Source organism: Legionella lytica, assembly GCF_023921225.1.
Taxonomy (GTDB): Bacteria; Pseudomonadota; Gammaproteobacteria; order Legionellales; family Legionellaceae; genus Legionella; species Legionella lytica.
Genome location: NZ_CP071527.1, coordinates 412,130 through 437,043 on the forward strand (window position 1 = coordinate 412,130; position 24,914 = coordinate 437,043).

The window sequence follows — 24,914 nt, forward strand, 5'->3', positions numbered from 1 at the left end:
ATTAACCCCGCGGTAGTGTAATGCATAATACTTAAATTATTATTAAGAATGTAGGTTTTTTGAACTTATTTTTTTATGAAACCACTTTTACTGATAATTCTAACGTAAAATCAGCCACCTTATTGGTTAAGCCTGGATAATCGGTATAGGCTCCTATGTTGATTGGCCTATTTACCCGTTCTTTTGTTTTTTGCGTTTCTTCTAACATCGCTTTGACCTGTGCTCCATCTGTGCATACAAAATAAACATCTGATTCCGGACGGCGTAAAAATTGTGCTTGAAATGATTTAAATACTAATGAAACCTTACATTGAGCCCGTTCCGCATGATAAAAACCATGGATTCCACCCGCTAAGTCTGCGCCAACAGATAATGCGCCAAAGTACATTGAGTTTAAATGGTTACGGCTGCGTCTTCTCAGCGGAAGACAAATAACAATTTCTTCTTCATCTATTTTTATTAGCCGTGGTTTTAAGTAGCCGATCATCGCCACTTTAAAATGACAGAAATACCAGAAAAATAATTTGAAACGAAAAGTAGGGCTCATTATTTTTCCTCCTTAACCATACTAATACTTTGGATAATATATGGGCTACTTGATGGTTGTTTCGTTGCAATAACAATTACAGAAAAGGCCACCTTGATATTAATTTCTGGCAGCAAGATTTCTGTATTGACGCGTGCAAATTTCATTCCTGAGACAACCCCTGAATCGACTACCTGGGGTTCTATAAGGAAAAGAGGATGAATGGATAGTTCCTTGTCACGGATTGTTTCTGCATACCCCCCAAGGAAGACCTTCAGAGCATCCCAGCTATTTATGGTAAATCCTGCTTTATACTCCTCAGGTTCCTCATCTATAGACTTATAATCTACACTTAAGGCATTAAGTAAGATTTTTTTGGTCCAGGCGGTTACTGGCATGGGTTCCTTGGCGTAAAGATTGGGAGCCAAAATGATAATGATAGCGAGTACTAGAGCTCTCATCACTAAAATCCTTTTATATTAACGAGTTATTAAATTAAGTGTAGCAGAAGTATCCATGGATACCCAAGCTGCTTTAGAGGCAAAAAAACATGTCTTTTGCAGTATCTTGGTTATGGAGTTAAAAATGTCTATACGCTTTGCTAATTTAAGTTCATAATTCATTTTTGTTTTCAGAATTATTAAACCAACCGAACGAATTTTATGCAAACTATCAGTATTCGTGGTGCACGAACCCATAATCTCAAAAACCTTGATTTAGACTTACCTCGAGATCAGTTAATTGTTATTACTGGTTTATCAGGCTCAGGCAAGTCTTCATTGGCCTTTGATACGCTTTATGCCGAAGGACAGCGACGTTATGTTGAATCATTGTCAGCTTATGCCAGACAATTCTTATCCATGATGGAAAAACCGGATGTTGATTCTATTGAAGGTTTATCGCCAGCTATTTCGATAGAACAAAAAGCAACCTCACATAACCCTCGTTCTACGGTAGGGACTATTACCGAGGTTTATGACTATTTACGCCTACTTTACGCCCGCGTTGGTGAGCCTCGTTGTCCAACACATCATGTGCGTTTGCATGCACAAACAGTCAGTCAAATGGTGGATCAGGTGATGACCTTACCTGCTGATTCCAAAGTGATGATTTTGGCGCCGGTAGTGCGTGAGCGGAAGGGAGAGCAAGTACAGTTATTCCAACAGTTACAAGCGAAGGGCTATGTGCGGGCGCGTATTGATGGGGAGTTGTATGAGCTTGATTCGCCGCCAAAACTTGGCCTTCGCACGAAGCATACTATTGAGGTAGTGATTGATCGTTTTAAGGTAAGACCCGAAATTGAACAACGCTTAAGTGAGTCTTTTGAAAATGCGTTGAACTTGGCTGAGGGGCTCGCAATCGTCGCCTCCATGGATAATCAATTTACTGATTTGGTATTTTCTTCCAAATTTGCGTGTCCTGAATGCGGTTATAGTTTGAGTGAACTTGAACCACGCCTTTTCTCTTTTAATAATCCTGTTGGTGCTTGCCCTTCTTGTGATGGCTTGGGAGTGGATCAGTTCTTTGATCCTGAACGCGTAATTCATGATGCTACGGCCAGCCTGGCAGAAGGAGCTATTCGTGGTTGGGATAAAAAGACCAATTATTACTTCTCTATGTTGGAATCATTGGCGCAGCATTATGGTTTTAATACGGACACCGCTTTTTGTGACCTTCCTCAAGAAATGCAGGAGATCATTTTATATGGTAGTGGCCGTGACGTAATTGAGTTTAATTACCATCGACCCAATGGTGGTTTTATGTTGAAGCGGCATGCATTTGAAGGTGTCATTCCTAATATGCAACGTCGTTATCGGGAGTCCGATTCCGGGATGATCCGGGAAGAGCTTGCTAAATATTTATCTTCGCGCCCCTGTCAGACCTGTAGCGGCACACGGTTACGTGAAGAAGCACGTAATGTGTTCATTGATGATAAAAACTTACCGGAAATTTCCGCATATTCCATAGAAAAGTCATATGAGTTTTTTAAAAATTTGCGTTTAACCGGCTATAAGGGTGAAATTGCCTCCAAGATTAATAAAGAAATTGTGGAGCGCTTAGGCTTTTTAGTTAATGTCGGTTTAGATTATTTGTCTTTAACTCGTAGTGCGGAAACTTTATCTGGTGGTGAAGCACAACGTATACGTCTTGCGAGTCAAATTGGCTCGGGTTTGGTCGGGGTGATGTATATTTTAGACGAGCCTTCAATTGGTTTACATCAACGTGATAATGATCGTTTATTAAAAACCTTGATGCATTTACGTAATCAAGGTAATACCGTTATTGTGGTTGAGCATGATGAGGATGCTATTCGTAGTGCAGACTTTGTGTTGGATATTGGGCCTGGAGCGGGGGTTCATGGCGGTGAAATTGTTGCTCGTGGTACTCCAGAAGAGGTTATGCAGAATCCCGCATCGCTTACAGGACAATATTTGTCAGGCAAACAGGCAATAGTTGTGCCAAAAGAACGTTTGCCGGTTAATCCAGAGAAAATGATTCATTTAAAAGGAGTTAACTGCAATAACCTCAAACAGGTTAGTGTTAGTATTCCTTTAGGCTTGATGACTTGTATTACAGGGGTTTCCGGCTCAGGGAAGTCCAGTTTAATTAATGATACTTTGTATCCGATTGCTGCGAACCAGTTAAATCGAGCCAGCTTATTTACCCCAGGGGCGGTAAAAGAAATTTCAGGGTTGAATCTCTGTGACAAGGTAATTGATATTGATCAAAGCCCCATTGGTCGGACTCCGCGTTCAAACCCTGCGACTTATACGGGCCTATTTACACATGTTCGTGATTTATTTGCCGGAACTCCTGAGGCTAGAGCTCGGGGTTATCAACCAGGTCGTTTTAGCTTTAATGTTCGAGGTGGACGTTGTGAGGCTTGTCAGGGAGATGGACTCATTAAAGTGGAGATGCACTTTTTGCCGGATATTTATGTTGCCTGTGATGTGTGTCAGGGTAAGCGTTATAACCGAGAAACCTTGGATATTCAGTATAAGGGGAAGAATATTCATGAAGTTTTAGAAATGACAGTCGAAGATGCCTGTACCTTTTTTGCTGCTATCCCTGTTTTAGCCAGAAAATGTCAAACCTTGGTGGATGTTGGCCTGTCTTATATTAAATTAGGCCAAAGCGCCACTACCTTGTCAGGAGGAGAGGCTCAACGAATTAAACTGGCTCGTGAATTATCAAAGCGTGGCACCGGAAGTACTTTATACATCCTCGACGAACCAACTACGGGCCTGCATTTTCATGATACTCGCCAGTTGCTCTCAGTCTTATTCCGTTTGCGGGAACAGGGGAATACGATTGTTATTATTGAACATAATCTGGATGTGATAAAAACGGCGGACTGGATTATTGACTTAGGCCCGGAGGGAGGCAGTAAAGGAGGGCTTGTCGTTGCCACAGGAACCCCAGAGCACGTTGCCGAAAGTCCACAATCCTATACCGGACAATTTTTAAAACCACTTCTAAATAAGAAATAAAAACAACATAATTGGCTGCTGTTTGTAATTAATGGCACGGACTTAAGGATTTAATTTCACGAGTTACTGCGGTTTGACCGCGGTAATTCGGTCCTCCCTATAAGTCATGCAACACATTTATTAAATCACAGAATACTTCTCTTAACGACTACCCCTGTTATTTTTACTATTTTAAGCTATAACTTAAATAGGATATTTTTTATAGGATAACAACATGGGTACTTTCTTTCTTGCACTTTTAGTTATCATTGTTCTTGTAGTGATCTGGGCTATAGGTATTTATAACGTTTTAATCCAGTTAATAGAGACAATTAATAACGACAAAAAGCAAATCGATATTCAATTAGATCGACGATTTAAGGTATTCGAATCCCTCATTGATACCGTTAAAAAATACATGGATTACGAGAAAACGACGTTGAAAGATGTTGTGGCCTTACGTAATCAAGCGCAAGCGGCTAAAGCTGCAGGTGATGAGCAAGGTCGGATTGCCGCAGAGAATGGGATTTCTCAAATTGCATCGGGTCTTAATGTGGTTTTTGAACAATACCCTGATTTGAAAGCAAATCAAAATGTGATGCAATTGCAGGAAGAAATTGTGAATACTGAAAACAAATTAGCGTATGCCAAACAAGCATATAACGATGCAATTGAGCGCTATAATGCGAAGAAAAAGTCCTTCTTTGAATCAATGGTGGTGAACTATTTCTCTTCAGCATTGAATAAAGAGTTTGTTTACTGGGGGCTTCCTGAAGAACAAATTCAGGCTAGAGAAGACTACACTGTAAAACTTTGAGATAGACTATGAGTCTTGCTGACTATCATGGCAGTGCAGGTGACTGGCGCGAACAAATAAGAAAAAACCAGCGTAGGACGCGTACGGTAATTGGATTATTTGTTGGGGTTTACTTTGTTGTCGGTTTTATTGCGGATATCGTGGTTTTACAAACCATGTATCCAGGTATTACCGTACAACAAAGTATGAATGCATTGACTCATTTTCGAGTGATTCCCTACGCTACATTGCTAATGGTTGGTTTTGCGGCAATTTCTTTATTAATCACGTACTCGCTTTACGACCGCATTATGCTTTTAGGCACTGAGTATCGAGAGATAACCCCGGAAAACGCGCAAAATGTACAAGAACAGCAATTATATAATGTAGTGGAGGAAATGACTGTTGCTGCGGGCTTACAGTACGTGCCCAAGGTTTTTATTATCGAAGCAGATTATATGAATGCCTTTGCTAGTGGCTATAGTGAAAAGTCTGCGATGGTCGCTATCACACGCGGATTAATGGATAAATTGAACCGTGCTGAATTACAAGCCGTTATGGCACATGAATTAAGCCACATTCGCCATGGCGATATTAAATTAACCTTAACCGTAGCTGTTTTGAGCAATATTTTGCTTATTGTCGTCGATGTTTTATTTTATTCCGTTTTATTTAGACGTAATGGTAATGATCGACGTGATAACAATCAATTGTTCATGGTGATTATGATTCTGCGCTATGTCTTACCTTTAATTACTGTTTTATTAACCTTGTTTTTAAGCCGTACCCGTGAATACATGGCCGATGCAGGCTGTGTTGAATTAATGCGGGATAATGAGCCTATGGCCCGAGCTTTATTGAAGATTAGTTCTGATCATGAACAAAACGCAGATCATTATTCAGAAGAGTATGGGAATACTGCTCATGAACAAGTGCGTCAGGCATCCTATCTTTTCGACCCATCAGACATCTCTGCGATTAAATCCTTAAGCAGTGCTTTTGATACTCATCCGTCAATAGAGCAACGATTGCGTGCTTTGGGTTTTAATCGCAAGTAATTACATGAACTTAACTTCAGGTGAGCCCAAATAAGGCCGTATGTTTTGTTTTTGCTCAGAAAATGGTACAATCTAACACCTTGGTTCATTTGGATTCTTATTCATGTATATCGATGACTCAGAGTATTCAGGGCGTATTATTTGTTCCAGTGATGGTTTTGAAAATCTTAAAGCTCAGGAGTTTTCCGAAGTTTTTGCTAGGGCTTGTGCTGAAGCAGGGATGGGGGCTGTCTATAGTGGCATAAGTGGTGTTGTGAGTAAGTATGCCTATTCATTTTTTCGTCCCGAAATGGTAAGTAATGCTGGTGGCTTTCTTTCTTTCGCGGGCGTAGGTGCTCTCGCTGCACTTTTAAAATGGATCCCTCAGCTATTAACTAAGGATTACCTAAATAATAACGATTATTTAGCCGAGCATACCAATCTGAAGTCGTTTATAGAGAAAAGCTTAAATTTGGCATATACCTTTGCTGCAGTAGCTGCTTCTGCCGCTCTAATCGGTAGCCCAGTTGCACCAACCCTTGCGTGTACGATGCTATTACCCACAGTTATTTGGGTACTTACTTCCTTAAATGATGGACTCTCGGCGTGCATCACGGCTTGCATTACTTCAGGTTTAGCTAAAGTGGGCTAACCTGTTCAAGCTTTTGATTATAAAAATAAGCGCTTGATGCGCTTATTTTTTGCATATATTTTTATTGTTACCAATACACAATGGGTAGGACTCCGAGACATCAAGTTGATATTGCACATTTTAATGCCTCTCTTTTGAACACATTGATTTATCTGCTTTTTTCCCATCTTTATCTTGTCTAACGCACTATTTTTTGTTTATGATGGGGGATGATGATAATACCTTCTAGAAAAGGAATTTGGATGTGATGAAAAAGCAAGCGGTAATTCTGTCATTATTTTTATTAGGTAGTGGGCAAATAGTTTGTGCTGATGCATTGTCCAGAACACGAACTGAAATGGTTAATGAAACCACTAGTAATGTAACTGGTTTTTTGAAAAAGATAACTCCAGAATTCCTCTATGGATATACTGATTTTCACTTTAAATCATCTTCTTCGGGGAATGTAAACCGTTACAATGGGCATTCAAATCTTTATTCAGCTGGAGCGGATCATCTTTCCTTCGGCCCTAGCGTAATGGCAGGTGTTTACTATTTTCGAGTCGATACTTCATTAAACTCCGCTTTTTTGTTAGCACCGAGTCCGCTGACGACGACCTCTCAAAATATAAAGAATGATACGATTTTTGGTCACGTATTAAAGATTTTTACGCCGCAAATCTATATGGATTTCGCTGCAGGTTATGGACAAAACAAAATCAATAGCTACTTGACTGTTGCTCCTGGCACTGTAGATGAGACACATGCCTATGCCCGTAATGGTAGCGATAACTGGTTTGTTAGTGCTAATGGGATTTATAGAAAAAGCTGGCAAAAGTTTTTGCTAAGAGCAAATTTCGGTGTTTTATATAGCCAAATTGACACCGGTCCTTATTCTTATAAATTCCCTGCATTAGAAACTATGGTGCCTATTCTAGCTTTAAGGAATAAAGCAACCTTGTTAATGGAAAATGCAGAGCTTGGTTATTTTATTAATCCTAAATTAATGCCTTTTATTAATGGTGGTTTATTTCAAGTAGCTCAGTTCTCAAATAGCCGTCCTATTGTGAATTCTGCTATTACCGTTAATGGCAGTTTACCTCAATTAAACATGAATAAAGATGGTTTTCGTTTAGGCGGGGGAATTTCCTATACGCATAAGAATGTTACGATGCGTGTTGAGGAAAAATATTACAATGCGAGCAGCACATTCCACAGCTTCCAAACTTTGGCCGCTATAGAATACCAGTTTTCATAGGCATTCTTAGCCGCCTGATGTAATCCGATAATCTCCGACCTGCTGCGGTTCCGTGGCTCGTTGGGGCTCGGGGAAAACATGAGAGAGTTTCTCGGCACGTAGCCTCTACCTTTATCGCAGTGAAACGGTTACATTCACAGAAAGGACCAATTTTGCAATGAATGCTCCGCAGTTTTTGCCTAAAATGCTGAAATCCAAATTGACGCAATTTTCTCTTGGTCTTTTTTGTACAGCATTCATTTTTCTTGCGGATGTAATCCATCTTCCTTTAGTAAGCTTCCTTATTGATCAGCTAGATGACCGAATTTATGATCAAATTGTTCAATTAAATCGTCGCCCTCATTTACCGAATCCCAAAGTAGTGATCATTGATATTGATGATCGTTCAGTACAACAGGAGGGGCGCTGGCCCTGGCCGCGTAATAAGCTGGCCGAATTAATTAACAAATTAAAGGGAGCCGGGATCGTAACTATTGGTATGGATATGGTTATGGCTGAACCTGAAGTAAATTATGCCTTAGGTTTAAAGGATGAGTTATTGCCATTAGTTCCCAAACTCCCACCTAATCAACAGCAGCTCCCTGCTTTATTAGAGGCGATTGCGCCACATGTTGATAATGACCGTATTTTTGCTCATTCTTTATTGGAGCATAATGTTGTTTTGGGATTTTTGTTTCATAATGATCAAGTAGTTAAAAAAGGCGCTTTGCCATCACCCTTAACGACTCCAAATAATACGATTATCTATCGAGGCGATATGCCTCTTTATCAGTTTTCAGGTTATAACGGGTGTTTGCCTTTGTTTCTTGAGGCGGCTACTCAAGCGGGCTCGGTAGCGAATCTGCCTGACTCTGATGGCTCAGTGCGTCATGGCTTGATGATCGCAAGCTATGATAACAAGCTCTATGCTACCTTATCGTTGGCAATTGCAATGAATTATTTGATGGTTGATCACGTTACCTTGACCACTACGGGCAGTGAGTTAAGTGGAATCCAAATGGGGGCTGTGTTTATACCAACGAATTCTCGAGGTCAAATTCTTATTCCTTTCTGGGGACTTCCTGGGACATTACCTTACTATTCGGCAACGGATATTATGCAAGGCAATTTTAATCCCAATGAGCTACAAGGCGCCATTGCGGTGGTTGGCTCAACCATGATTTTGCTTGCCGATTTACATCAGTCTCCTGTTGCACAATCATTTCCGGGGGTGGAAATGGTAGGCAACATGGTGCAAGGCATCGTGGGGCAGCAGCTTGTTACCCAATATAATTGGCATACATTCAGTGCTCGCTTGTACCTATTATTATTAGGATTCTTTTTCTCCTGTATCTTCGCCTTTATGGGGGTTACAGGTATGTTAGTGTTGGCATTTATCAGTATATTGGCAACCTTGGCTATTTCCGTTTATCTTTTTGTCGCTAAAGGTTTGTATGTGCCCTTAGCTTTCATTCTGGTACTAATTACCCTTCAGACGGTGGCTAACTATGGTTATTTATTTATTATGGAGCGGCGGCAAAAGAGGAAAATCAATCAGCTGTTTGGTCAATATGTACCTGAGCAATATGTTAAAGAATTAATTGATTCTCCAGAACAATACAATATGGATGGACAAGAGCGAAATATGACCGTGCAGTTTAGTGATATACGCAATTTTACTAGTGTCAGTGAGTCGTTGGAGGCCTCTAATGTTAAGCGGCTATTAAATACATTTTTTACACCGATTACGGAAATAATTTTCAGTTTCCGCGGCACTATTGACAAATATGTAGGCGATATGATTGTTGCATTTTGGGGGGCTCCTATGGTTGATGATGATCATGCCTACCATGCAGTCATGGCTTCGTTAACCATGATAAATAGCTTGCCAGGAATCAATGAAAAAATGGTGGCAACAGGACTTCCTGCCGTAAATATTGGGGTGGGTTTGGCTACAGGATTAATGAACGTAGGTGACATGGGATCGGAATTCCGGCGAGCTTATACGGTTCTTGGCGATACGGTAAACCTTGCTTCACGATTACAAGATTTAACCAAATTTTATCATGTAAATATTTTAGTGAGTGATGGAACTCATGCTGCCGATGATCGATTTGTTTGGCGGCCCGTAGATAAAATAACGGTTAAAGGACGTAAAACGGGATTGGTTATCTATCAACCAGTTGGTTTGCGTACGGAGGTTGATGATGCAGTTGTGGCTGAATTGGCTGAATACCAAGCAGCTTTAGATGATTATTATGCACGTAACTGGTCGTCGGCAGAAAAGAAATTTGATATTCTGAAAAGCAAATCTCCGGAAATTTATTTGTATCAAATGTATCTTGAGCGCATTAAAGGATTCGAGGTGGAACCACCTGCTGAAGATTGGAGTGGTATTTATGTTCATCTACATAAATAATTAATGTTTTGTTTATTGTACAGGGAAAAATATGAAGAGAATAATTTTAATCGGACTTTTATCCATGACGACCCAGGTTTTCGCTGAGTCTGCTGCTAAAGTATTGTTTACTCAGAATAAGGTTACCGCCTCCCATGGTGGGAGTACACGTACTCTTTCGCGTGGTTCCGCTCTAGAACCAGGTGATGAAATTGTTACTGCAGCGGAAGCAGCCGTGCATCTTCAGTATTCAAATGGTGCTTTAGTGAACATTGGTTCAAACTCATCATATAAGATTCATGCATATGCTCCAAAGCAATCTGGTGTACAAATTGACGCAGAGTTAACTCATGGAAAATTAGAAATTCAAAATAGTGGAAAAATTAAAGAAACATTAAAAACCCCTATTGTATCTCTAGCTATTCTTGGAACCCATATCCGTGTTGATGCGACTCGTTCAGCGAAGACAAAGGTTAATCGTAAAAATAAGCAATGTGCTGGAGCACGTGCCATCGAAAATACGTACGTCCAGGTTCTTGAGGGATTAGTTTCTGCTCGTGATAAGCTTTTAAGACCAGGAAAAAGTGTACGTGTTACCTGTGATCGTATTGTCGATGCTCCATTCCCACCAGATGGTATTGTTAATTCGCCATTAAACTCACCAGGAAAAATTGAAACTATGGCTGGAGGAGCTGTTGCGGATACCAACGTTTCAGACGAAGGGGCTTTAATTGCGACTTATGTTGCTACAAACCAGGTCCCAGGTACGGTTACGACTGGTAGCATTGATTCCATCCAGGCGGTTACTGCTATTGCAGATCTTTCTCTCGCTTGTAGTACTGGTTTACCTTAGTAGATTCTGGTTGCCAGCGACCAGGTAATTGCATAACCCGTATGACGACTCTGTCTAATACGGGTTACAAGTTCTTATCATATTGTTAAAATCAAGAGCCTCAGTGTGAGGCCGTGAAACTACTCAGAGGGCTGGCTTCAAACTCCTGGGTTGTTTCCTCTGCTTGCAGTAATGCCATTTAAAATGTAACGCATAGCGCTACTTACTCCCGTAAGCCAACCCCTTTTCTTAATAAAAACAGATTTAATGCCACTAATAAAACGAGCATGATGCAAATGATACTCATCGCTAAGCCCATGCCGACTTCGCTTTGGCCAATCATTGCTTGTCTAAGTGCATTAACCATATATAAAATTGGATTTAAAAGAGATACCTTTTGCCAAAAGTTCGGTAGCATTTCTGTGCTGTAAAAGACACCGCCTAAATAGGTTAGCGGGGTTAGCACAAAGGTGGGAATAATCATAATGTCATCAAAATTACGTGCAAGCATAGCATTCGTAAATCCTGCTAAGGAAAATACTGCGGAAACCAGTAAGACAACCAATAAGGTCAAGGGTAGATGACTTAATTGCACCGTTAGAAAAAAGCAGGCAATAAGATAAACTAAAATCGCAACGATTAAACCACGTACCATACCTCCCAACACATATCCCAGCAACAAGAAGCTATTATGCATAGGGCTAATTAACATTTCATCAATACTTTTTTGAAAGCGTACACTATACAGCGAAGACGATACGTTGCCATAGGCGTTAACAATTACTGACATCATAATTAAGCCAGGGGCAATAAACATGGGGTAACTAACTCCCTGGATTTCACCAATGCGAGGCCCAATTAAGCTACCAAAAATCAAAAAATAAAGAGTAGTTGTGATAACCGGAGGCAAAAAAACCTGGCTAGCAATACGAAACATCCGTACAATTTCACGTCGTACTAGCGTGTATAAAGAAACAAGTTGTTTTTTAATGGCCATTTTTTATAAGATCCAAAAAGAGTTCTTCTAAGCGATTTGTTTTATTACGCATGCTGCTAATATTGATGCCGTGCTTGGATAAGATAGTAAAAACTGTATTTAAGCTGTCATGCGAATCAACACGAATTTCTAAGGTATTACAATCAATGAGTGTGGCGAGCAAAGGACTCACATCAGGTAAGCTGTGAATTGGCTGCTCTATATTGAAGATAAATGTTTGATGGCGTAATGTTTGCAGTAAGGCTTTCATGGAGCTGTTTTTAATAATTTGCCCCTTATCAATAATGGCAATATTTTTACATAATTGCTCTGCCTCTTCTAAGTAATGAGTAGTCAGGATAATTGTGGTGCCTTCTTTATTAGTACGGGTTAAAAACTCCCACATACTGTGTCTGATTTCAATATCAACACCGGCGGTTGGTTCATCAAGAATTAGGACTCGAGGCTGATGTACCAGGGCTCTGGCGATCATTAAACGGCGTTTCATACCTCCAGATAAATGGCGGACAATGGAGTTGCGTTTATCCCATAATCCGAGCTGTTTTAGAAGTTCCTCCGCTTTGGGTAAGGCATTTTTTCGCGAAATTCCATAGTAACCAGCCTGGCTTAATAAAACTTGTAGGCAGGTCTCGAAAATATTCAAGTTAATTTCTTGGGGCACTAAACCAAGACATGATTTTGCTTTTTCAGCATCTTTTTCCAGGTCATAGCCACAAATACTAATTGCACCAGAGGTTTTTGTAAGTAAGGTGCTGATTAGGCCAATCGTAGTCGATTTTCCTGCGCCATTAGCCCCAAGTAGGGCAAAAAAATCACCTGTTTTGATTGTTAAATCAATACCGTTAAGAGCTTGAACTCCATTGGCATAAGTTTTAGATAGTTGTTTAATGTCTAAGGCATGCATATAGAATAGTGTGAGGATAAAAATATCATTATACACAATAATTTTATGATTATACGGAGCAACATTCCTTTTTGGAGGCGCGTATAGCAGAAATTTTACTTAATCGGAATTATGATTGGGTAGCAATAAGTTTGTCTTAAATTTTTATTGGGGCTTTGCAATGTTAGTTGGGGAGTCCGCTTTTATTTCCATGGCCCCGCATCTACTTAATAAAGGCATAAATCTAGTTATTCTATATGATGTTGATCCGCAAGTAATTGCTCATAATTAGCTTACTGGAGGCAAAGATGGATGTAACTATAGAGCAAAAGACAGGGCTTAAGCATGTAAACAAGGGGTAAAAACACCAACATAATCTTATGTTGGTGTGGTCAATAAAGCCTGTTCCGTTTACTGAGCATGATTGATTGGTCTTGTTTTCATCCAACCTGTAATGCTATATCGGGTTTGATGGGTAGTTATAACTTCGTGAGGTAATTCGCTATTAAAACAAATGAGCCGATTTCCTTGGGGGTTAACACGTTCAAGTAGATGGTCATTAGTGTCATAAAGTTTTAATTGGCCACCGTACTCATCTTGCCAGTCTTCATTTAGATAATAAACAAAGGATACTTTTCTGGTTTTTTGTGCTGCAAATTGATCGACATGTTTTTTGTAAAAAGTACCGGGTTGGTAACTTGCAAAGTGTGTCTCAAATTCATGTAAACCAAGAAATAGATTTTGATTGAGAATTTGGCATAGTTGGTAAATTTGATTTACAAAAAATTGTATTGCAGGATCTTGGTTATTGGTTTCTAGCCACAAAATTTCATCTGTGCGGATGGTATTATTTTGCTGCGAACTAATATTAATACCAATTTTAGCACTTCGAAATAAACCTTGTTCATAGAGATGTTTCGCGGTGGTCCGAAGCGAAAAATAATATTCCTGGGATAAGAATCCATCGAGGAGATGAAATCCTTGATTGCAAAGATTATCAATAAGAAGCTCGGTATTTTGTAGCATTAGCGTCCTTCAAGAAGATGTTGGTGTTCTCGCCACTGCGGCATGAATTGGCTCATGAATCCATAAAATCGTTTGTTATGGCTGGGCTCCAGGATATGTACCAATTCGTGGACCAATACATATTCTAAACAAATCTGCGGCTTTTTAATAAGATTCAGGTTTAACCAAATTCGTGCTGCATGAGGATTACAGGAGCCCCAGCGGGTTTTCATTTTTTTTATGCCCCACTCGTTGATTTTGACACCAACAATTGATTCCCAATGTAGAATAAGTTTCGGTAGCAACAGTTCCATTTGGCGTTTGTACCAGGTATCAAGAAGAGTTTGTACTTGCACTGGTGAACTACCTGTTTGGGTATAACAATGGATGAGCTCATCTTGGAGTTGCACATGATTTGGACCATGATGCTCTTCAATTATTAATAAATAATTCTTGCCCATAAAAGGTATTGGTGTACCCGTTTGTAAGGGGAGAGGCTCTAACGGTGCACGACTACGAATACGTTCACGATGTTCATGAATCCATGCTTTTTTTTCTTCCAGTGTTTTACGGATTAAGCGCTCACTGTATTTTAGTGGGGCGCTGACTCGGACTAAACCATCTGGGGGGTAAATACGCAGATTCATATTTTTTACGGGCTTTCTTAAGACTTCAATAGAAATGCCATCTAATTCGATAATCATACAACGGGAAAAGGAGATTCTTTTTTTTCATTTTACTCTCTTTCTGTAGGGATACAAGGACTGTCTATATATTCACCATTAATGTCTAAGACCATGTTTACATTTGCACGTTGATAGCGAGTTAACATATCATATTGCTCTTTGGTGATGTAGCCGTATGAGTTATTGCAATAGACTAATGAATGAGCATAAGGTCTTGGTGCGACTTGGACGGGTATGTCACATTCCCAGCGAAATTTGGTTAAATCGCAGTTTGCAAATGCAGCATGGAGCGGCAAAAGTGATAACGCGATTAGGAACAAATAGTTTTTTCTCATTATGCACCTTCAGGAATGTATATATTTATTTTTTTTAAGTATAGGATAATAATCTTAAAAAATTTGTTGTTTGCATGCAAGGATTGTTATGCTTTCATCCAGTTCTGAATATCTTATGGCTCTGCGTGAGCGAGATTTCCTTCTCTTTTTAGAGTGGCCTAACTTTGTTGCCCATAAATATGGGAGGCCTGATGCGCCCTTAAGTGGCGATGGCCTTATGGATTGTCTGGTTTTTGAATGGCTAAGTTATGGTTTTCGTGATGAAGATATCGAGCATATGGCTATCCTCTATGCTATTTCCGAGTTAACTACGCTGTTGCATTCTGGTGTGTTAATGTTTCAATTAATGACTACCGCTACGGCGCTCTTTTCATGTATGGCTTTCCACACGCTTAATTTAGATGGCACAACTTTTCCCATAGGATTAAATGAGCGTGAGATTAATAAATTTATGGATGAAAAAACGAGAATTGGAGACAGAGGTCCTGAGCTGTTTAACGAAAGTACCAGTTTAGTTCGCCATGATTTTTTAAAACGGACTTCCTTGATTAACGAGTCTGAAGTACTTATTTCTTGTAAAAAAATCTACGATATTAACTTTGTATTGCATGCTGTGAGCGAATATAAGGATAAACTTTATTGCGAAGAGGACAAAGATAAGGGAAATGGTTTGTGTTATACGCGCTTGGGAGTGGTAGAAGCATTTTTGTCTTATTTAAAGGGGCAGACTGAGTTGGGAGATAAAGCATTATCTGAAATAAATAATTATGTGACGTTGCTGCGCAAAGCCCAGCCCAAGAAGTGGGAGGAAAAGTATTTGGATAAGATTGCCCCACCTACATTTCTGATGCAGGTATCCAAGACTTTTTTTACATATTGTGCCTTCTTTTTTACTAAAATAATCCCCGGACCGGTGGTGGAGGATACGGCTGAAGCGATGCCGCGGACGAAGTGAGTTGCTACTTGAGTCGACCTTGGCTCGTAGCTTGGGTCTATGGTCCGCGTGAGCTTTGGTGTGGCGGGATGCCTCGTGTTGGGCCAATATGGGGCATCCAACAATTTTACCGCTTTAGCGCCATTTCATGAGCCAATAGCGCGTCTTTATAATGCAGCGCATCAGGACTTCCCATATATCCACCTAAACTATGTTTACCAACAACTCGATGGCAGGGGATGAATAGCGTCAAGGGATTGCGCTTACAGGCTTGGCCTACGGCTCTAGGGCTGCTTTGTAATGTTAATGCCAGCTCACCATAAGTAACTGTCCGCCCAATAGGAATAACTAATAAAGCATTTAATACTTTTTGTAGATAGGCACTGCCTTGCGGTTTTAGTTGTAATTGAAAGCGATGATTTGGATTTGTAATATAAGAAGTTAACTCGTGTTGAATTAAATCAGATATGGGGTGTTTGATCGATGGGCCTGAGTCTATAGTGAAAAAAGAGCGATAAACAAAGTGCTCATCAAATTCAACGGCGAGCTTACCCCAGGGGGTAGGAAAAATAGAGATAATAAGATTAGTTGCCAGATTAATTTTTATCATACAACCACCTCATTTGATGCACGTGTGCAGACAAGTGAGATACTTGCATCTCTCTCCTAAGAAAGAGATGCAGAGCAAATTAATCAGCTTTTTTAGTTGCTAATTTTTCTTTGATACGTGCAGCACGGCCTGCTAAGTTACGTAGGTAATACAGTTTAGCGCGACGTACATCACCACGTCTTTTTACAGTAATACTGTCAACGATTGGGCTGTAAGTTTGGAATACACGCTCAACACCAACGTTGTGAGAAATTTTACGTACAGTGAACGCAGAGTTCAAACCACGATTACGCTTAGCAATTACAACACCTTCAAAAGCCTGTAAACGCTCACGGGTTCCTTCAATTACTTTCACTTGAACCAGAACAGTATCACCTGGGCTAAACTCAGGAATTTCTTTACCCTGCATTTGCTCAGCATTAAGTTGGTCAATAATATTAGTCATGGACTACTCCTCAAATTGGTCTCCCTAGTTCAGTGGCTAGGAAATACCGTGTTCGCACTTAAACTCAGCAAGCAATTGCTGGTCTGTATTATTTAATTCTATTTTTTCCAGTAAATCTGGTCGCTTAAGCCAGGTTTTACCGAGAGATTGTTTTCTTCGCCACAATTCGATTTCTTTATGATTTCCACCTAGTAAAACAGGAGGAACATCTAATCCGTTAATTGTTGCCGGTCGTGTGTAGTGAGGGCAATCCAGCAAACCATTCATAAATGAATCCTGTTCTGCTGAACCAAGGTGTCCCAAACTGCCAGGTATCAAACGAATAATCGCATCGATAAATACCGTAGCGGCCAATTCACCACCACTTAAAACAAAATCTCCAAGAGACCATTCTTCATCGACATAATGTTGAAGAATGCGCTCGTCAATTCCTTCATATCGCCCTGCAATAAACAGCAAGGGTTGTGTGTCATTTGCCACTTGGTTTAAGTCGTGCTGACGAATCACCTTTCCTTGCGGGCTAAGGTAAATCGTTTTGCAATGACTAGGCATCTGACTACGGGCCTGCATAATTGCTGCTTGCAAGGGCTCATACATCATGACCATTCCTGGCCCACCACCGTAGGGTTTATCATCAACTTGCCGATATGGCCGTGAAGCCCAATCACGTGGATTCCAGTGATCTATTTTAACCAAGCCTTGCTCTATAGCTCTACCCGTAATGCCATAATTTATGGCATTTAGTATTTCGGGTATTAAAGTGATAACTCCAAGATGAAGAGCCACTTAAAAATCCAGATCCCAATCAACTGTAATTAGTTGCTGGCTGAGATTAACATCTAATATGAATTGGCTAGGTAAATAAGGGATTAAATGCCTTTTTTCACCTTGCACTACTAACACATCATTAGAGCCTGTTGGGATGATTTCAGTAACTTTACCAAAGGATTCCCCTTTGGAGTTCACTACATTCATACCAATTAGCTGGTGCCAGTAATATTCGCCAGAGTCCAGTTCTTCAAGCTGTGCTTGCTGAACTGCTATCTCTACATTAGTCAGATGAGCTACAGTTTCTCGCTCAGGATAACCTTCAATCTGGGCTATGATGGACTTAGTTTGTACTTCTGCATTAAGCAGTTTAATTGGTTGCCATTTATGATTAATAAAGGCATGCCAATCTTCGTACCTCAAGATATTATCGCGAGGCTCTGTGAAGGAGTGAACCGTAACAAAGCCTTTAATACCATGAGGGCGTCCAAAACGACCAACAACTATCCAGTTTTCCTGATTACTCACGATTATTAAGCAGCTTTATCTTTTTTGTTAAATTCTTTTACCAGAGCACTTACGCGATCAGATAATTGCGCACCAACTTTTTGCCATTGGCTTAATTTTTCTGCATCGATGTGAATACGTACTTCTTGTCCGCGTGCTACTGGGTTGAAGTAACCAATAGACTCGATGTAACTACCATCGCGACGCTTGCGGCTATCAGTAACAACTAAATGATAAAACGGACGCTTTTTCGCGCCACCTCGTGATAAACGTATAACGACCATTATTTTCCTCTACTTTAGAGTGGTTACGTAAAAATGCCGTGTATTGTACGAAAATTAACTCGGCATGTGAAGTAATTCTTACGAATTATCTTAAAAAAATCGTACTGCGCTCATTTTTCTAACATTATTCTTTAATAATTACTTAAACTCATCTGGGAACATGCCCTTTAATCCAGCCATTCCCCCCAAACCACGCATCATTTTTTGCATGCCACCGGGTTTGGTAAATTTCTTCATCATTTTCTGCATTTGTTCAAATTGCTTTAATAGCTTATTAACATCTTGAATTTGAGTTCCTGAACCCATAGCAATACGCTTTTTGCGTGAACCCACGATCAATTTAGGGATACGTCGTTCTTTGGGCGTCATCGAATTAATAATAGCAATTGTTTGAGCCATTGCTTTGTCGCTAACTTGCTTCATTGCTTGTTGTGGCATCATTTGGCTTACACCGGGTAGTTTGCTCATCATACCGCTAATGCCGCCCATATTATTCATTTGTAATAGCTGTTGTTTGAAATCTTCCAAGTCAAAGCTTTTACCTTTCTTTAATTTTTTAGCTAATTTTTCACTGGCTTGCTTGTCTGCTTTACGCTCTACTTCTTCAATTAGCGTAAGAATATCTCCCATCCCCAATATTCTTGACGCGACACGCTCTGGGTGGAATGGCTCTAGCGCCTCGATCTTTTCCCCACTCCCGATAAACTTGATGGATTGGCCTGTAATTTGTTTTACGGATAGGGCAGCACCACCACGCGCATCACCATCCGTTTTCGTAAGAATAACCCCAGTTAATGCTAAGGCTTCATGAAATGCTTTTGCTGTGTTGGCTGCATCCTGGCCGGTCATACTATCCACAACAAATAGCGTTTCTATTGGTTTAATCGCTTGATGTAGGCCTTTAATTTCGGCCATCATTTCCGCATCAATGTGTAAACGGCCCGCGGTATCAATAAGTAGCACATCCATATATTGCTTTTTCGCACTATCAATGGCTTTTTGTGCAATAGCTAATGGTTGCTCATGGGCTTCCGCCGGGAAAAACGCGACATCAATTTGCTCAGCTAATACTTTGAGCTGTTGAATTGCAGCAGGTCGGTATACGTCGACGCTGACTACCATAACTTTCTTATTTTCAGTCTCTTTTAGGTAACGTGCAAGTTTTGCTGTGCTGGTTGTTTTACCAGAGCCTTGTAATCCAGCCATTAAAAATATTGCTGGGGGTTGGGTTTTGAAATTGAGCTCGGCACGTTCACCACCCATGACTTGAATTAATTCATCATGGACAATTTTAATAAAGGCTTGATCTGGGTTTAAGTCGTTTAAAACTTCTTGCCCAAGTGCCTTTTGTTTTACCTGTTCAATAAATTCTTTAATAACTGGTAAGGCAACATCCGCTTCAATAAGTGAGAGTCTGACTTCACGTAGGGCGCTTTGTACATTCTCTTCTGTTAAGCGACCCTGTCCGCGTAAATTTTTAAACGTGCGGGTCAAGCGTTCGGTTAAGGTGTCAAACATGGTGGTGGTACCCGAAAAAAATAGTCACTATAGCACATAGAGATTATATTTTGCCAGTCTGGAATGTGCTGGCTTAAAACAGGAATACCGCAATTATCAGTATTTTTAAATTCAAATAGAATCTCCAGTGCCCCATTTGCCATATTATAGTTCGTTGTGGAACAGTTTCTTTCATAAAGAACGGCAAAATTGCAGAGATTTTCTGTTTAAATCGTGGTATTTTAGCCCAGCGGTAACTATTTATCGTGCTCTGTTTGGATAGCTCTGGGTTAATAACAGAGAATTTTGTGTATTTATTACGCTATTATTAAGGGTTCCTTAAGCTTTGGACTATATAATAAAAGCCTCTGTGGGCCCAACACTGCAACGAAGGAATGCGATGAGCAATAAAAAACACTCACTAACTATTTTTAGCTTAACCATGATTACGGTTGGCTCTGTAGACAGCATCCGTAATTTACCTGCTACTGCTTTATTTGGTAGCCAACTTATATTTTACTTTGTTTTAGGTGCATTATTTTTCTTGATTCCTACGGCTCTTGTTTCCGCGGAACTTGCTTCAGGATGGGCCAAGCAAGGTGGTATTTATATTTGGGTTAAACAGGCCTTTGGTAAAAAGATGGGCTTTTTAGCCATTTGGTTGCAGTGGATTGAGAATGTAATTTGGTATCCGACCATTCTATCGTTTGTAGCGGGCACTATTGGTTATTTAATCAACCCAGCATTAACCGGCAATCCATATTTCCTTTGGTCGGTCATTGTGAGTTGTTTTTGGGGTGCTACCTTACTTAATTTACGCGGTATGAGCTCTTCTGCTTTGTTTAGTAATCTGTGTTCACTGGCAGGTTTATTATTGCCTATGTCCCTGATTATTGGTTTGGGCGTAGCTTGGATTGCTCAAGGAAATCCATTACAAGTGCAATTTGATGGACCCAGTATTGTTCCTCATTTATCAGATCAATCGATGTGGGTATCTTTAACGGCAATTATCATGTCGTTTTGCGGTATTGAGATTGCAACAGTTCATGCAAATGATGTGAAAAATCCCCAAAATGCCTTTCCTAAAGTTTTGGTCTATTCCGTAGGAATTATTTTAAGTACCTTAATTCTCGGTTCTTTAGCAATTGCTATTGTATTACCACAAAATGACATCAATTTAGTTGCTGGAATTATGCAGGCTTTTGAAGCATTTTTCTCTAGTTATCATATGCATTGGATGATGCCTATTGTTGCAGTTATGCTGGTGTTAGGTGGCCTTGGTGGGGTGAGTAATTGGATTATTGCTCCGACTACAGGCTTATTGGTTGCTGCTGAAGATGGTAATTTACCGGGCGCATTCCAAAAGACTAATGCGAATGGTGCTCCTGTTGTGATGTTATATACTCAAGCAACGATTGTAACCTTGCTATCAGGTCTGTTTTTATTTATGCCTAGCGTTAATGGTTCTTATTGGTTGTTAACTGCATTAGCGGCCCAGTTGTATATGTTGATGTACTTCATTATGTTTGCCGCGGCGATTAAATTACGTTTATCTGAGCCTGAGCATCCTCGTGCATTTAAAATTCCAGGCGGTATGTTTGGAATGTTATTTGTCGCTGGGGTAGGTATTATCGGTGTATGCGCTACTTTAGCTGTAAGCTTTATTCCTCCTGACGGGATTGATGTTGGTAGCTTGGCACGTTATGAATGTACCTTAATTTTTGGTTTACTTCTGATGTGTTCTCCTCCGTTTATCAGTTCTTGGCTACAGGCCAAAACTCCCGATATGGAACCAGCGGTTTAATTTAAATGACCCTCTGTCTTTAGTTAGTGATCGCAGCATATGTTGGGCTCTTGGCCCAACATAGAGTTCTGCTGTGGCCCTGCACTCCATGTGTTGGACCAGGGGCGAATCCTCAATTCAGGCATCAATAACATGTCAATCGAAAAAAATAAGCTATTAACAACCCTCACCGCAAGACTACCTGAACTTGAATGGAAAGTTGGTGAGTTAGGATATTCATTTTCAAGTCATAAACTACCCCGCGGCTTATTCCGCTCAGAGAGTCAAACTGGAGCGGCATGTATTGCTGAAATTAAAACAGACATTCAAAGCTTAACTAAGCAAGAAGGGAATAGTGCTTGTTATCTGGCAACGCGAATTCAGCAAAAAGTAAATGTCTTGGTGGCTCTATGTCAAATTCATAACCGTCATCATAAGCCAGATGATAATGCTTCATTTGGCATCAAAAGCTTAAGTACCAGGCAGCAATGGATACAAACTCTGGAAACCGATATTCAGACATTAGAAAAACAGCAGCAGGCAATGACAAAGGCTTTAGAGCAAATGATGCGTGGGCAGAACGCCAATGCAATTTTGCAGTTGAAAGCAGAATTAGGCGCACTTGAGCGCCGATTAACCTTGGCGAAAGAAACCTTAAATAGAGCTACTTCTTAGTCTTTTGTTCACGGCTGGAATACGGTACATTAATTGCTGTTTTTCATCGGCCATATAAAAAGGAGCTTTACACATGTCAGGAAAATTTTCTCAAGTTACTAAAGACATCAGTACTCAATTAGCAAAAATGCGTAAAGAAATGCCAGAAGTTATGGCAGGTTTTTCTGCTTTAGCGCAAGCATCGTCTAAAGAGGGGGTATTAGATAAAAAAACTAAGGAACTGATTGCTATGGCGTTGGCAGTTGCTAATCATTGCCCGGGCTGCATTGGTTTTCACTCTCAAACCTTAGTTAAGTTACAAACCTCAAGAGAAGAACTTCTTGAAACTTTAGCTATGGCAGTATATATGGGGGGCGGCCCATCTTTAATGTACGCAGCTGAAGCTTTGGAAGCATTTGAAGAGTTTAATGTTTAAATTAAGCATTGGCACATCCTTTTGATGTAGCACCTGTCTTGAATTAAAATTCAAGACAGGTGCTACGTTTATTTTGTTAATTCAATGCCTGTTGTAGTTGGTTTGCTTGAACTTGTTGTTGGACTGGCTGTTGAGTGGCTTGTTGTTGCTGTGTAGGCTGTTGTACTTGTTGTTGACCACCCCAGGCGCCAGCGACTAAATCCATTTCTGCTTTAGCGGCATTAGTTTGGCAAGGATATTTCTTTGTTATTCCCAACCAGGCAACTTGGGAGACGGTCATTGAATCCTTATCGCTTTGCTGGCTGGAAATCTCATTATAGGTTTGCTGAATAAGATCATTTAAGGCCAGTGGATTTAATTGCACACTCGGGGGCAGGCAAAAGATGGGGTGTCCTTGGCTTTTTGCTGTTTCGTTTGCTTGAATCAAGGTTTCTTGAATACTTTCGCTAGTAATCATTAACACATGACGCGCCGATCTCGCCCAAGCTTGAGCTTGAGGATCTGCTTTCATTTCCATTTGCGGAATATTATTGGCAATGTCCATATAATTTCTAATCGTATCTGCACAGGCATAATTTGCGAAAAAAATACAACAAATAAAGAATAAGCGCATAGTTAGTTCCTTAAGTTTTAACTTTAAATACCATGGGGTCTAATTAACCCTAGTTTAAAAGCGATTATTAAAAAAATGAATAAACTCAATGAGATGGCGACCCTAATTGTTAAGGCTTTTACCGTTCGCTTGGTATTTCCTGAGTCACGAAGTAAAAAAACAAGGCCACTAGCGAGCGAGCCTGCGATAATAATCATGGCAAAGATGATGATGATTTTAGTGATCATTTGTTATACTCCCGGAACTGCCGATCAAATCTGAAAAATTTTTGAGCAATTAATAAACTATGCCTAGTGTAACCTTTTTTAAATTTCGTTTCACCCCAAGTTGGATAATGGTTTTGTTAACCTTGTTATCCGTGGGGCTATTTCTGCGTTTAGGATTTTGGCAAATTCATCGTGCTGAAGAAAAAGAACAAATGCTTGCCGCTGAAAAAAGGCAGGCGAACCTAAAACCATTATTATGGACTTCAAAACAAAAGTTGCCATTACAATACACACCGATTAAAATAACGGGGCGTTATTTGCCAGAAGTATTTCTCCTCGATAACCAGCATCACCAACATCAGTTTGGTTACCATGTTTTATCCCCATTAGAACTTGCAGATGGTTCTGTTGTGATAATCGACCGAGGGTGGATTCCAGGCGATATGACCCGGCGTATTTTTCCAAAAATTACTGCGCCTAAGAATTTAATTCAAGTGCAAGGAACGACTTATTTTCCGAGTAAAGGTCAGTGGGTTTTGGGGCAGGATTATGAAAAAAAGGAGAATCGCGTCGTAATTCTTGAGCGTTTAGACGAACAATTGTTAAGTCAACTTTTGCAAAAATCAGTCTATCCGTTTATTATTCGCCTCGACAAGCAAGATACACATGGATTTGTACGAGAATGGGCAACGGTATCCATGCCTCCGCAGCGACATTTGGCTTATGCATTGCAGTGGTTTGCTATGGCTTCGGTTATCTTAATTATATTTGTAGCATTGAATCTGAAGAAAAGAAATGAAGACACAGTCCAATAAATATTATGTTGTATTACTACTAATTATTATGTTCGCAGCCCCTGGCATTGCGGCTTATGTTTTTTATCAGCATCCTAGTTGGTTAGGCTCTACCCGAGTGAATAAGGGAACTTTGCTGAATCCTCCAGTTGTTTTAAAGGCCCTAGAGGGTGAAAAAAAATGGCGTATTGTATTTTGGACGCCTGATGCGTGTGATTCTGCCTGTAAGAATCAATTAGAGACTTTAGCTAAAGTACGTTTGGCTTTGGGACGTAAGTTGTATCAGGTTGATCAAGTACTTGTACTTGGCGATAAAGCCCCCACCTTATCAGCTGAGGAACAATCTGCGTTAAAAGAAATGCAGTTTCAAGTGATACAATTGTCTGCTGCCGAGGCGAGTGAGCATGAAGATTTACTCTCTGAAACCAAGATATTTTTAGCTGATCCCAATAATTATTTAATTCTCAGTTATGCATCATTGGTTAAACCGGATGATGTGTATAAAGATTTGAAATTATTACTCAACACAACAGAAAAGAATGGTTAATTG

27 protein-coding genes and 1 pseudogene are annotated in these 24,914 nt (G+C 40.1%); 13 read left to right on the forward strand and 15 right to left on the reverse strand.

Annotation, left to right across the window (positions count from 1 at the left end; genetic code table 11):
* Positions 1–73: 73 nt before the first annotated feature.
* Positions 74–547 carry a PaaI family thioesterase gene (locus J2N86_RS01770; RefSeq protein WP_252580510.1) on the reverse strand — a complete coding sequence of 158 codons (474 nt, stop codon included), beginning with the start codon at positions 545–547 and terminating at the stop codon, positions 74–76.
* Positions 547–987: a hypothetical protein gene (locus tag J2N86_RS01775; RefSeq protein ID WP_252580511.1), complete on the reverse strand. Its 441-nt coding sequence runs from the start codon at positions 985–987 to the stop codon at positions 547–549. The genes J2N86_RS01770 and J2N86_RS01775 overlap by 1 nt, the downstream gene beginning before the upstream one ends.
* Positions 988–1,188: 201 nt before the next feature.
* Between J2N86_RS01775 and uvrA the strand changes: the two genes are divergently transcribed.
* From uvrA to J2N86_RS01810, 7 genes are all read left to right on the forward strand, one after another.
* Positions 1,189–4,017, forward strand: a complete 2,829-nt coding sequence (gene uvrA / locus J2N86_RS01780; RefSeq protein ID WP_252580512.1) for an excinuclease ABC subunit UvrA — start codon at positions 1,189–1,191, stop codon at positions 4,015–4,017.
* A 214-nt stretch (positions 4,018–4,231) separates the two neighbouring features.
* Entirely contained in the window at positions 4,232–4,813 is a 582-nt protein-coding gene (locus J2N86_RS01785) for a LemA family protein (protein WP_252580513.1), read from the forward strand.
* 8 nt (positions 4,814–4,821) lie between these two features.
* Positions 4,822–5,850, forward strand: coding sequence for a zinc metalloprotease HtpX (gene htpX / locus J2N86_RS01790; protein WP_252580514.1), 1,029 nt, complete (start codon positions 4,822–4,824; stop codon positions 5,848–5,850).
* Between the two features lie 103 nt (positions 5,851–5,953).
* Positions 5,954–6,481: a hypothetical protein gene (locus J2N86_RS01795; RefSeq protein ID WP_252580515.1), complete on the forward strand. Its 528-nt coding sequence runs from the start codon at positions 5,954–5,956 to the stop codon at positions 6,479–6,481.
* Between the two features lie 247 nt (positions 6,482–6,728).
* A complete protein-coding gene (locus J2N86_RS01800) occupies positions 6,729–7,718 on the forward strand; it encodes an autotransporter outer membrane beta-barrel domain-containing protein (protein WP_252582320.1) in 990 nt (329 codons plus the stop codon).
* Between the two features lie 157 nt (positions 7,719–7,875).
* On the forward strand, positions 7,876–10,116 hold the full coding sequence (locus J2N86_RS01805) for a CHASE2 domain-containing protein (protein ID WP_252580516.1): 2,241 nt from the start codon (positions 7,876–7,878) through the stop codon (positions 10,114–10,116).
* A 31-nt stretch (positions 10,117–10,147) separates the two neighbouring features.
* Positions 10,148–10,948: a FecR family protein gene (locus J2N86_RS01810; RefSeq protein ID WP_252580517.1), complete on the forward strand. Its 801-nt coding sequence runs from the start codon at positions 10,148–10,150 to the stop codon at positions 10,946–10,948.
* Between the two features lie 202 nt (positions 10,949–11,150).
* On the opposite strand, the gene J2N86_RS01815 is transcribed toward J2N86_RS01810, so the two are convergent.
* The 5 genes from J2N86_RS01815 to J2N86_RS01835 all read right to left on the reverse strand — a co-directional run bounded on the left by J2N86_RS01815 (position 11,151) and on the right by J2N86_RS01835 (position 14,833).
* Positions 11,151–11,924 carry an ABC transporter permease gene (locus J2N86_RS01815; protein ID WP_252580518.1) on the reverse strand — a complete coding sequence of 258 codons (774 nt, stop codon included), beginning with the start codon at positions 11,922–11,924 and terminating at the stop codon, positions 11,151–11,153.
* Complete coding sequence (locus J2N86_RS01820) at positions 11,914–12,828, reverse strand: ABC transporter ATP-binding protein (protein ID WP_252582322.1); 915 nt, start codon at positions 12,826–12,828, stop codon at positions 11,914–11,916. Before J2N86_RS01820 ends, J2N86_RS01815 begins: the two co-directional genes overlap by 11 nt.
* A 390-nt stretch (positions 12,829–13,218) precedes the next feature.
* A complete protein-coding gene (locus J2N86_RS01825) occupies positions 13,219–13,833 on the reverse strand; it encodes a 2OG-Fe(II) oxygenase (RefSeq protein WP_252580519.1) in 615 nt (204 codons plus the stop codon).
* Positions 13,833–14,516: a M48 family metallopeptidase gene (locus tag J2N86_RS01830; RefSeq protein WP_252580520.1), complete on the reverse strand. Its 684-nt coding sequence runs from the start codon at positions 14,514–14,516 to the stop codon at positions 13,833–13,835. Before J2N86_RS01830 ends, J2N86_RS01825 begins: the two co-directional genes overlap by 1 nt.
* Positions 14,517–14,548: 32 nt before the next feature.
* Positions 14,549–14,833 carry a hypothetical protein gene (locus tag J2N86_RS01835; protein WP_252580521.1) on the reverse strand — a complete coding sequence of 95 codons (285 nt, stop codon included), beginning with the start codon at positions 14,831–14,833 and terminating at the stop codon, positions 14,549–14,551.
* Between the two features lie 88 nt (positions 14,834–14,921).
* Between J2N86_RS01835 and J2N86_RS01840 the strand changes: the two genes are divergently transcribed.
* Positions 14,922–15,788 carry a helical bundle domain-containing protein gene (locus tag J2N86_RS01840; RefSeq protein ID WP_252580523.1) on the forward strand — a complete coding sequence of 289 codons (867 nt, stop codon included), beginning with the start codon at positions 14,922–14,924 and terminating at the stop codon, positions 15,786–15,788.
* A gap of 106 nt (positions 15,789–15,894) precedes the next feature.
* Here J2N86_RS01840 and J2N86_RS01845 read toward each other — a convergent pair whose 3' ends face one another.
* The 6 genes from J2N86_RS01845 to ffh form a co-directional block, all read right to left on the reverse strand.
* Positions 15,895–16,377, reverse strand: a complete 483-nt coding sequence (locus J2N86_RS01845; protein WP_252580525.1) for a methylated-DNA--[protein]-cysteine S-methyltransferase — start codon at positions 16,375–16,377, stop codon at positions 15,895–15,897.
* A 79-nt stretch (positions 16,378–16,456) separates the two neighbouring features.
* Positions 16,457–16,822 carry a 50S ribosomal protein L19 gene (gene rplS, locus J2N86_RS01850; protein WP_133136861.1) on the reverse strand — a complete coding sequence of 122 codons (366 nt, stop codon included), beginning with the start codon at positions 16,820–16,822 and terminating at the stop codon, positions 16,457–16,459.
* A gap of 36 nt (positions 16,823–16,858) precedes the next feature.
* The gene (gene trmD / locus J2N86_RS01855; protein ID WP_252580526.1) at positions 16,859–17,608 is read right to left on the reverse strand and encodes a tRNA (guanosine(37)-N1)-methyltransferase TrmD; all 750 of its coding nucleotides are present in this window, start codon (positions 17,606–17,608) and stop codon (positions 16,859–16,861) included.
* On the reverse strand, positions 17,609–18,118 hold the full coding sequence (gene rimM, locus J2N86_RS01860; RefSeq protein ID WP_252580528.1) for a ribosome maturation factor RimM: 510 nt from the start codon (positions 18,116–18,118) through the stop codon (positions 17,609–17,611). It lies immediately after the preceding gene.
* Between the two features lie 5 nt (positions 18,119–18,123).
* Positions 18,124–18,381: a 30S ribosomal protein S16 gene (gene rpsP, locus J2N86_RS01865; RefSeq protein WP_252580530.1), complete on the reverse strand. Its 258-nt coding sequence runs from the start codon at positions 18,379–18,381 to the stop codon at positions 18,124–18,126.
* A 138-nt stretch (positions 18,382–18,519) separates the two neighbouring features.
* Positions 18,520–19,899, reverse strand: a complete 1,380-nt coding sequence (gene ffh / locus J2N86_RS01870; protein WP_252580531.1) for a signal recognition particle protein — start codon at positions 19,897–19,899, stop codon at positions 18,520–18,522.
* Positions 19,900–20,278: 379 nt separating this feature from the next.
* Between ffh and J2N86_RS01875 the strand changes: the two genes are divergently transcribed.
* The 3 genes from J2N86_RS01875 to J2N86_RS01885 all read left to right on the forward strand — a co-directional run bounded on the left by J2N86_RS01875 (position 20,279) and on the right by J2N86_RS01885 (position 22,751).
* Positions 20,279–21,682 (forward strand): APC family permease, encoded by a 1,404-nt coding sequence (locus tag J2N86_RS01875; protein ID WP_252580533.1) that lies wholly within the window; start codon positions 20,279–20,281, stop codon positions 21,680–21,682.
* Between the two features lie 132 nt (positions 21,683–21,814).
* Positions 21,815–22,336, forward strand: coding sequence for a primosomal replication protein PriC (gene priC, locus J2N86_RS01880; protein WP_252580534.1), 522 nt, complete (start codon positions 21,815–21,817; stop codon positions 22,334–22,336).
* A gap of 73 nt (positions 22,337–22,409) precedes the next feature.
* Positions 22,410–22,751 carry a carboxymuconolactone decarboxylase family protein gene (locus J2N86_RS01885; RefSeq protein WP_252580536.1) on the forward strand — a complete coding sequence of 114 codons (342 nt, stop codon included), beginning with the start codon at positions 22,410–22,412 and terminating at the stop codon, positions 22,749–22,751.
* 76 nt (positions 22,752–22,827) lie between these two features.
* Here J2N86_RS01885 and J2N86_RS01890 read toward each other — a convergent pair whose 3' ends face one another.
* Positions 22,828–23,364: a phosphatase gene (locus J2N86_RS01890; protein WP_407658965.1), complete on the reverse strand. Its 537-nt coding sequence runs from the start codon at positions 23,362–23,364 to the stop codon at positions 22,828–22,830.
* A gap of 23 nt (positions 23,365–23,387) precedes the next feature.
* Positions 23,388–23,522, reverse strand: a pseudogene (locus J2N86_RS01895) (DUF2909 domain-containing protein); the annotation flags it as partial.
* A gap of 128 nt (positions 23,523–23,650) precedes the next feature.
* Here J2N86_RS01895 and J2N86_RS01900 point away from each other — a divergent pair.
* Both J2N86_RS01900 and J2N86_RS01905 read left to right on the forward strand, forming a co-directional pair.
* The gene (locus tag J2N86_RS01900) at positions 23,651–24,385 is read left to right on the forward strand and encodes an SURF1 family protein (RefSeq protein WP_252580538.1); all 735 of its coding nucleotides are present in this window, start codon (positions 23,651–23,653) and stop codon (positions 24,383–24,385) included.
* Positions 24,366–24,911 carry a hypothetical protein gene (locus J2N86_RS01905; RefSeq protein ID WP_252580540.1) on the forward strand — a complete coding sequence of 182 codons (546 nt, stop codon included), beginning with the start codon at positions 24,366–24,368 and terminating at the stop codon, positions 24,909–24,911. The genes J2N86_RS01900 and J2N86_RS01905 overlap by 20 nt, the downstream gene beginning before the upstream one ends.
* Positions 24,912–24,914: the final 3 nt, after the last annotated feature.

Bases quoted from the DNA above. Each gene is read 5' to 3' on its own strand.
- ffh (WP_252580531.1), bottom strand. From the start codon at position 19,899: ATGTTTGACACCTTAACCGAACGCTTGACCCGCACGTTTAAAAATTTA.
- J2N86_RS01830 (WP_252580520.1), bottom strand. From the start codon at position 14,516: ATGATTATCGAATTAGATGGCATTTCTATTGAAGTCTTAAGAAAGCCC.
- J2N86_RS01900 (WP_252580538.1), top strand. From the start codon at position 23,651: ATGCCTAGTGTAACCTTTTTTAAATTTCGTTTCACCCCAAGTTGGATA.
- J2N86_RS01885 (WP_252580536.1), top strand. From the start codon at position 22,410: ATGTCAGGAAAATTTTCTCAAGTTACTAAAGACATCAGTACTCAATTA.
- J2N86_RS01845 (WP_252580525.1), bottom strand. From the start codon at position 16,377: ATGATAAAAATTAATCTGGCAACTAATCTTATTATCTCTATTTTTCCT.
- uvrA (WP_252580512.1), top strand. From the start codon at position 1,189: ATGCAAACTATCAGTATTCGTGGTGCACGAACCCATAATCTCAAAAAC.
- J2N86_RS01795 (WP_252580515.1), top strand. From the start codon at position 5,954: ATGTATATCGATGACTCAGAGTATTCAGGGCGTATTATTTGTTCCAGT.
- J2N86_RS01875 (WP_252580533.1), top strand. From the start codon at position 20,279: ATGAGCAATAAAAAACACTCACTAACTATTTTTAGCTTAACCATGATT.
- rplS (WP_133136861.1), bottom strand. From the start codon at position 16,822: ATGACTAATATTATTGACCAACTTAATGCTGAGCAAATGCAGGGTAAA.
- J2N86_RS01770 (WP_252580510.1), bottom strand. From the start codon at position 547: ATGAGCCCTACTTTTCGTTTCAAATTATTTTTCTGGTATTTCTGTCAT.
- J2N86_RS01840 (WP_252580523.1), top strand. From the start codon at position 14,922: ATGCTTTCATCCAGTTCTGAATATCTTATGGCTCTGCGTGAGCGAGAT.
- J2N86_RS01810 (WP_252580517.1), top strand. From the start codon at position 10,148: ATGAAGAGAATAATTTTAATCGGACTTTTATCCATGACGACCCAGGTT.
- J2N86_RS01905 (WP_252580540.1), top strand. From the start codon at position 24,366: ATGAAGACACAGTCCAATAAATATTATGTTGTATTACTACTAATTATT.
- J2N86_RS01890 (WP_407658965.1), bottom strand. From the start codon at position 23,364: ATGCGCTTATTCTTTATTTGTTGTATTTTTTTCGCAAATTATGCCTGT.
- J2N86_RS01785 (WP_252580513.1), top strand. From the start codon at position 4,232: ATGGGTACTTTCTTTCTTGCACTTTTAGTTATCATTGTTCTTGTAGTG.
- J2N86_RS01805 (WP_252580516.1), top strand. From the start codon at position 7,876: ATGAATGCTCCGCAGTTTTTGCCTAAAATGCTGAAATCCAAATTGACG.
- rpsP (WP_252580530.1), bottom strand. From the start codon at position 18,381: ATGGTCGTTATACGTTTATCACGAGGTGGCGCGAAAAAGCGTCCGTTT.
- J2N86_RS01825 (WP_252580519.1), bottom strand. From the start codon at position 13,833: ATGCTACAAAATACCGAGCTTCTTATTGATAATCTTTGCAATCAAGGA.
- J2N86_RS01815 (WP_252580518.1), bottom strand. From the start codon at position 11,924: ATGGCCATTAAAAAACAACTTGTTTCTTTATACACGCTAGTACGACGT.
- J2N86_RS01820 (WP_252582322.1), bottom strand. From the start codon at position 12,828: ATGCATGCCTTAGACATTAAACAACTATCTAAAACTTATGCCAATGGA.
- J2N86_RS01775 (WP_252580511.1), bottom strand. From the start codon at position 987: ATGAGAGCTCTAGTACTCGCTATCATTATCATTTTGGCTCCCAATCTT.
- J2N86_RS01800 (WP_252582320.1), top strand. From the start codon at position 6,729: ATGAAAAAGCAAGCGGTAATTCTGTCATTATTTTTATTAGGTAGTGGG.
- J2N86_RS01835 (WP_252580521.1), bottom strand. From the start codon at position 14,833: ATGAGAAAAAACTATTTGTTCCTAATCGCGTTATCACTTTTGCCGCTC.
- htpX (WP_252580514.1), top strand. From the start codon at position 4,822: ATGAGTCTTGCTGACTATCATGGCAGTGCAGGTGACTGGCGCGAACAA.
- priC (WP_252580534.1), top strand. From the start codon at position 21,815: ATGTCAATCGAAAAAAATAAGCTATTAACAACCCTCACCGCAAGACTA.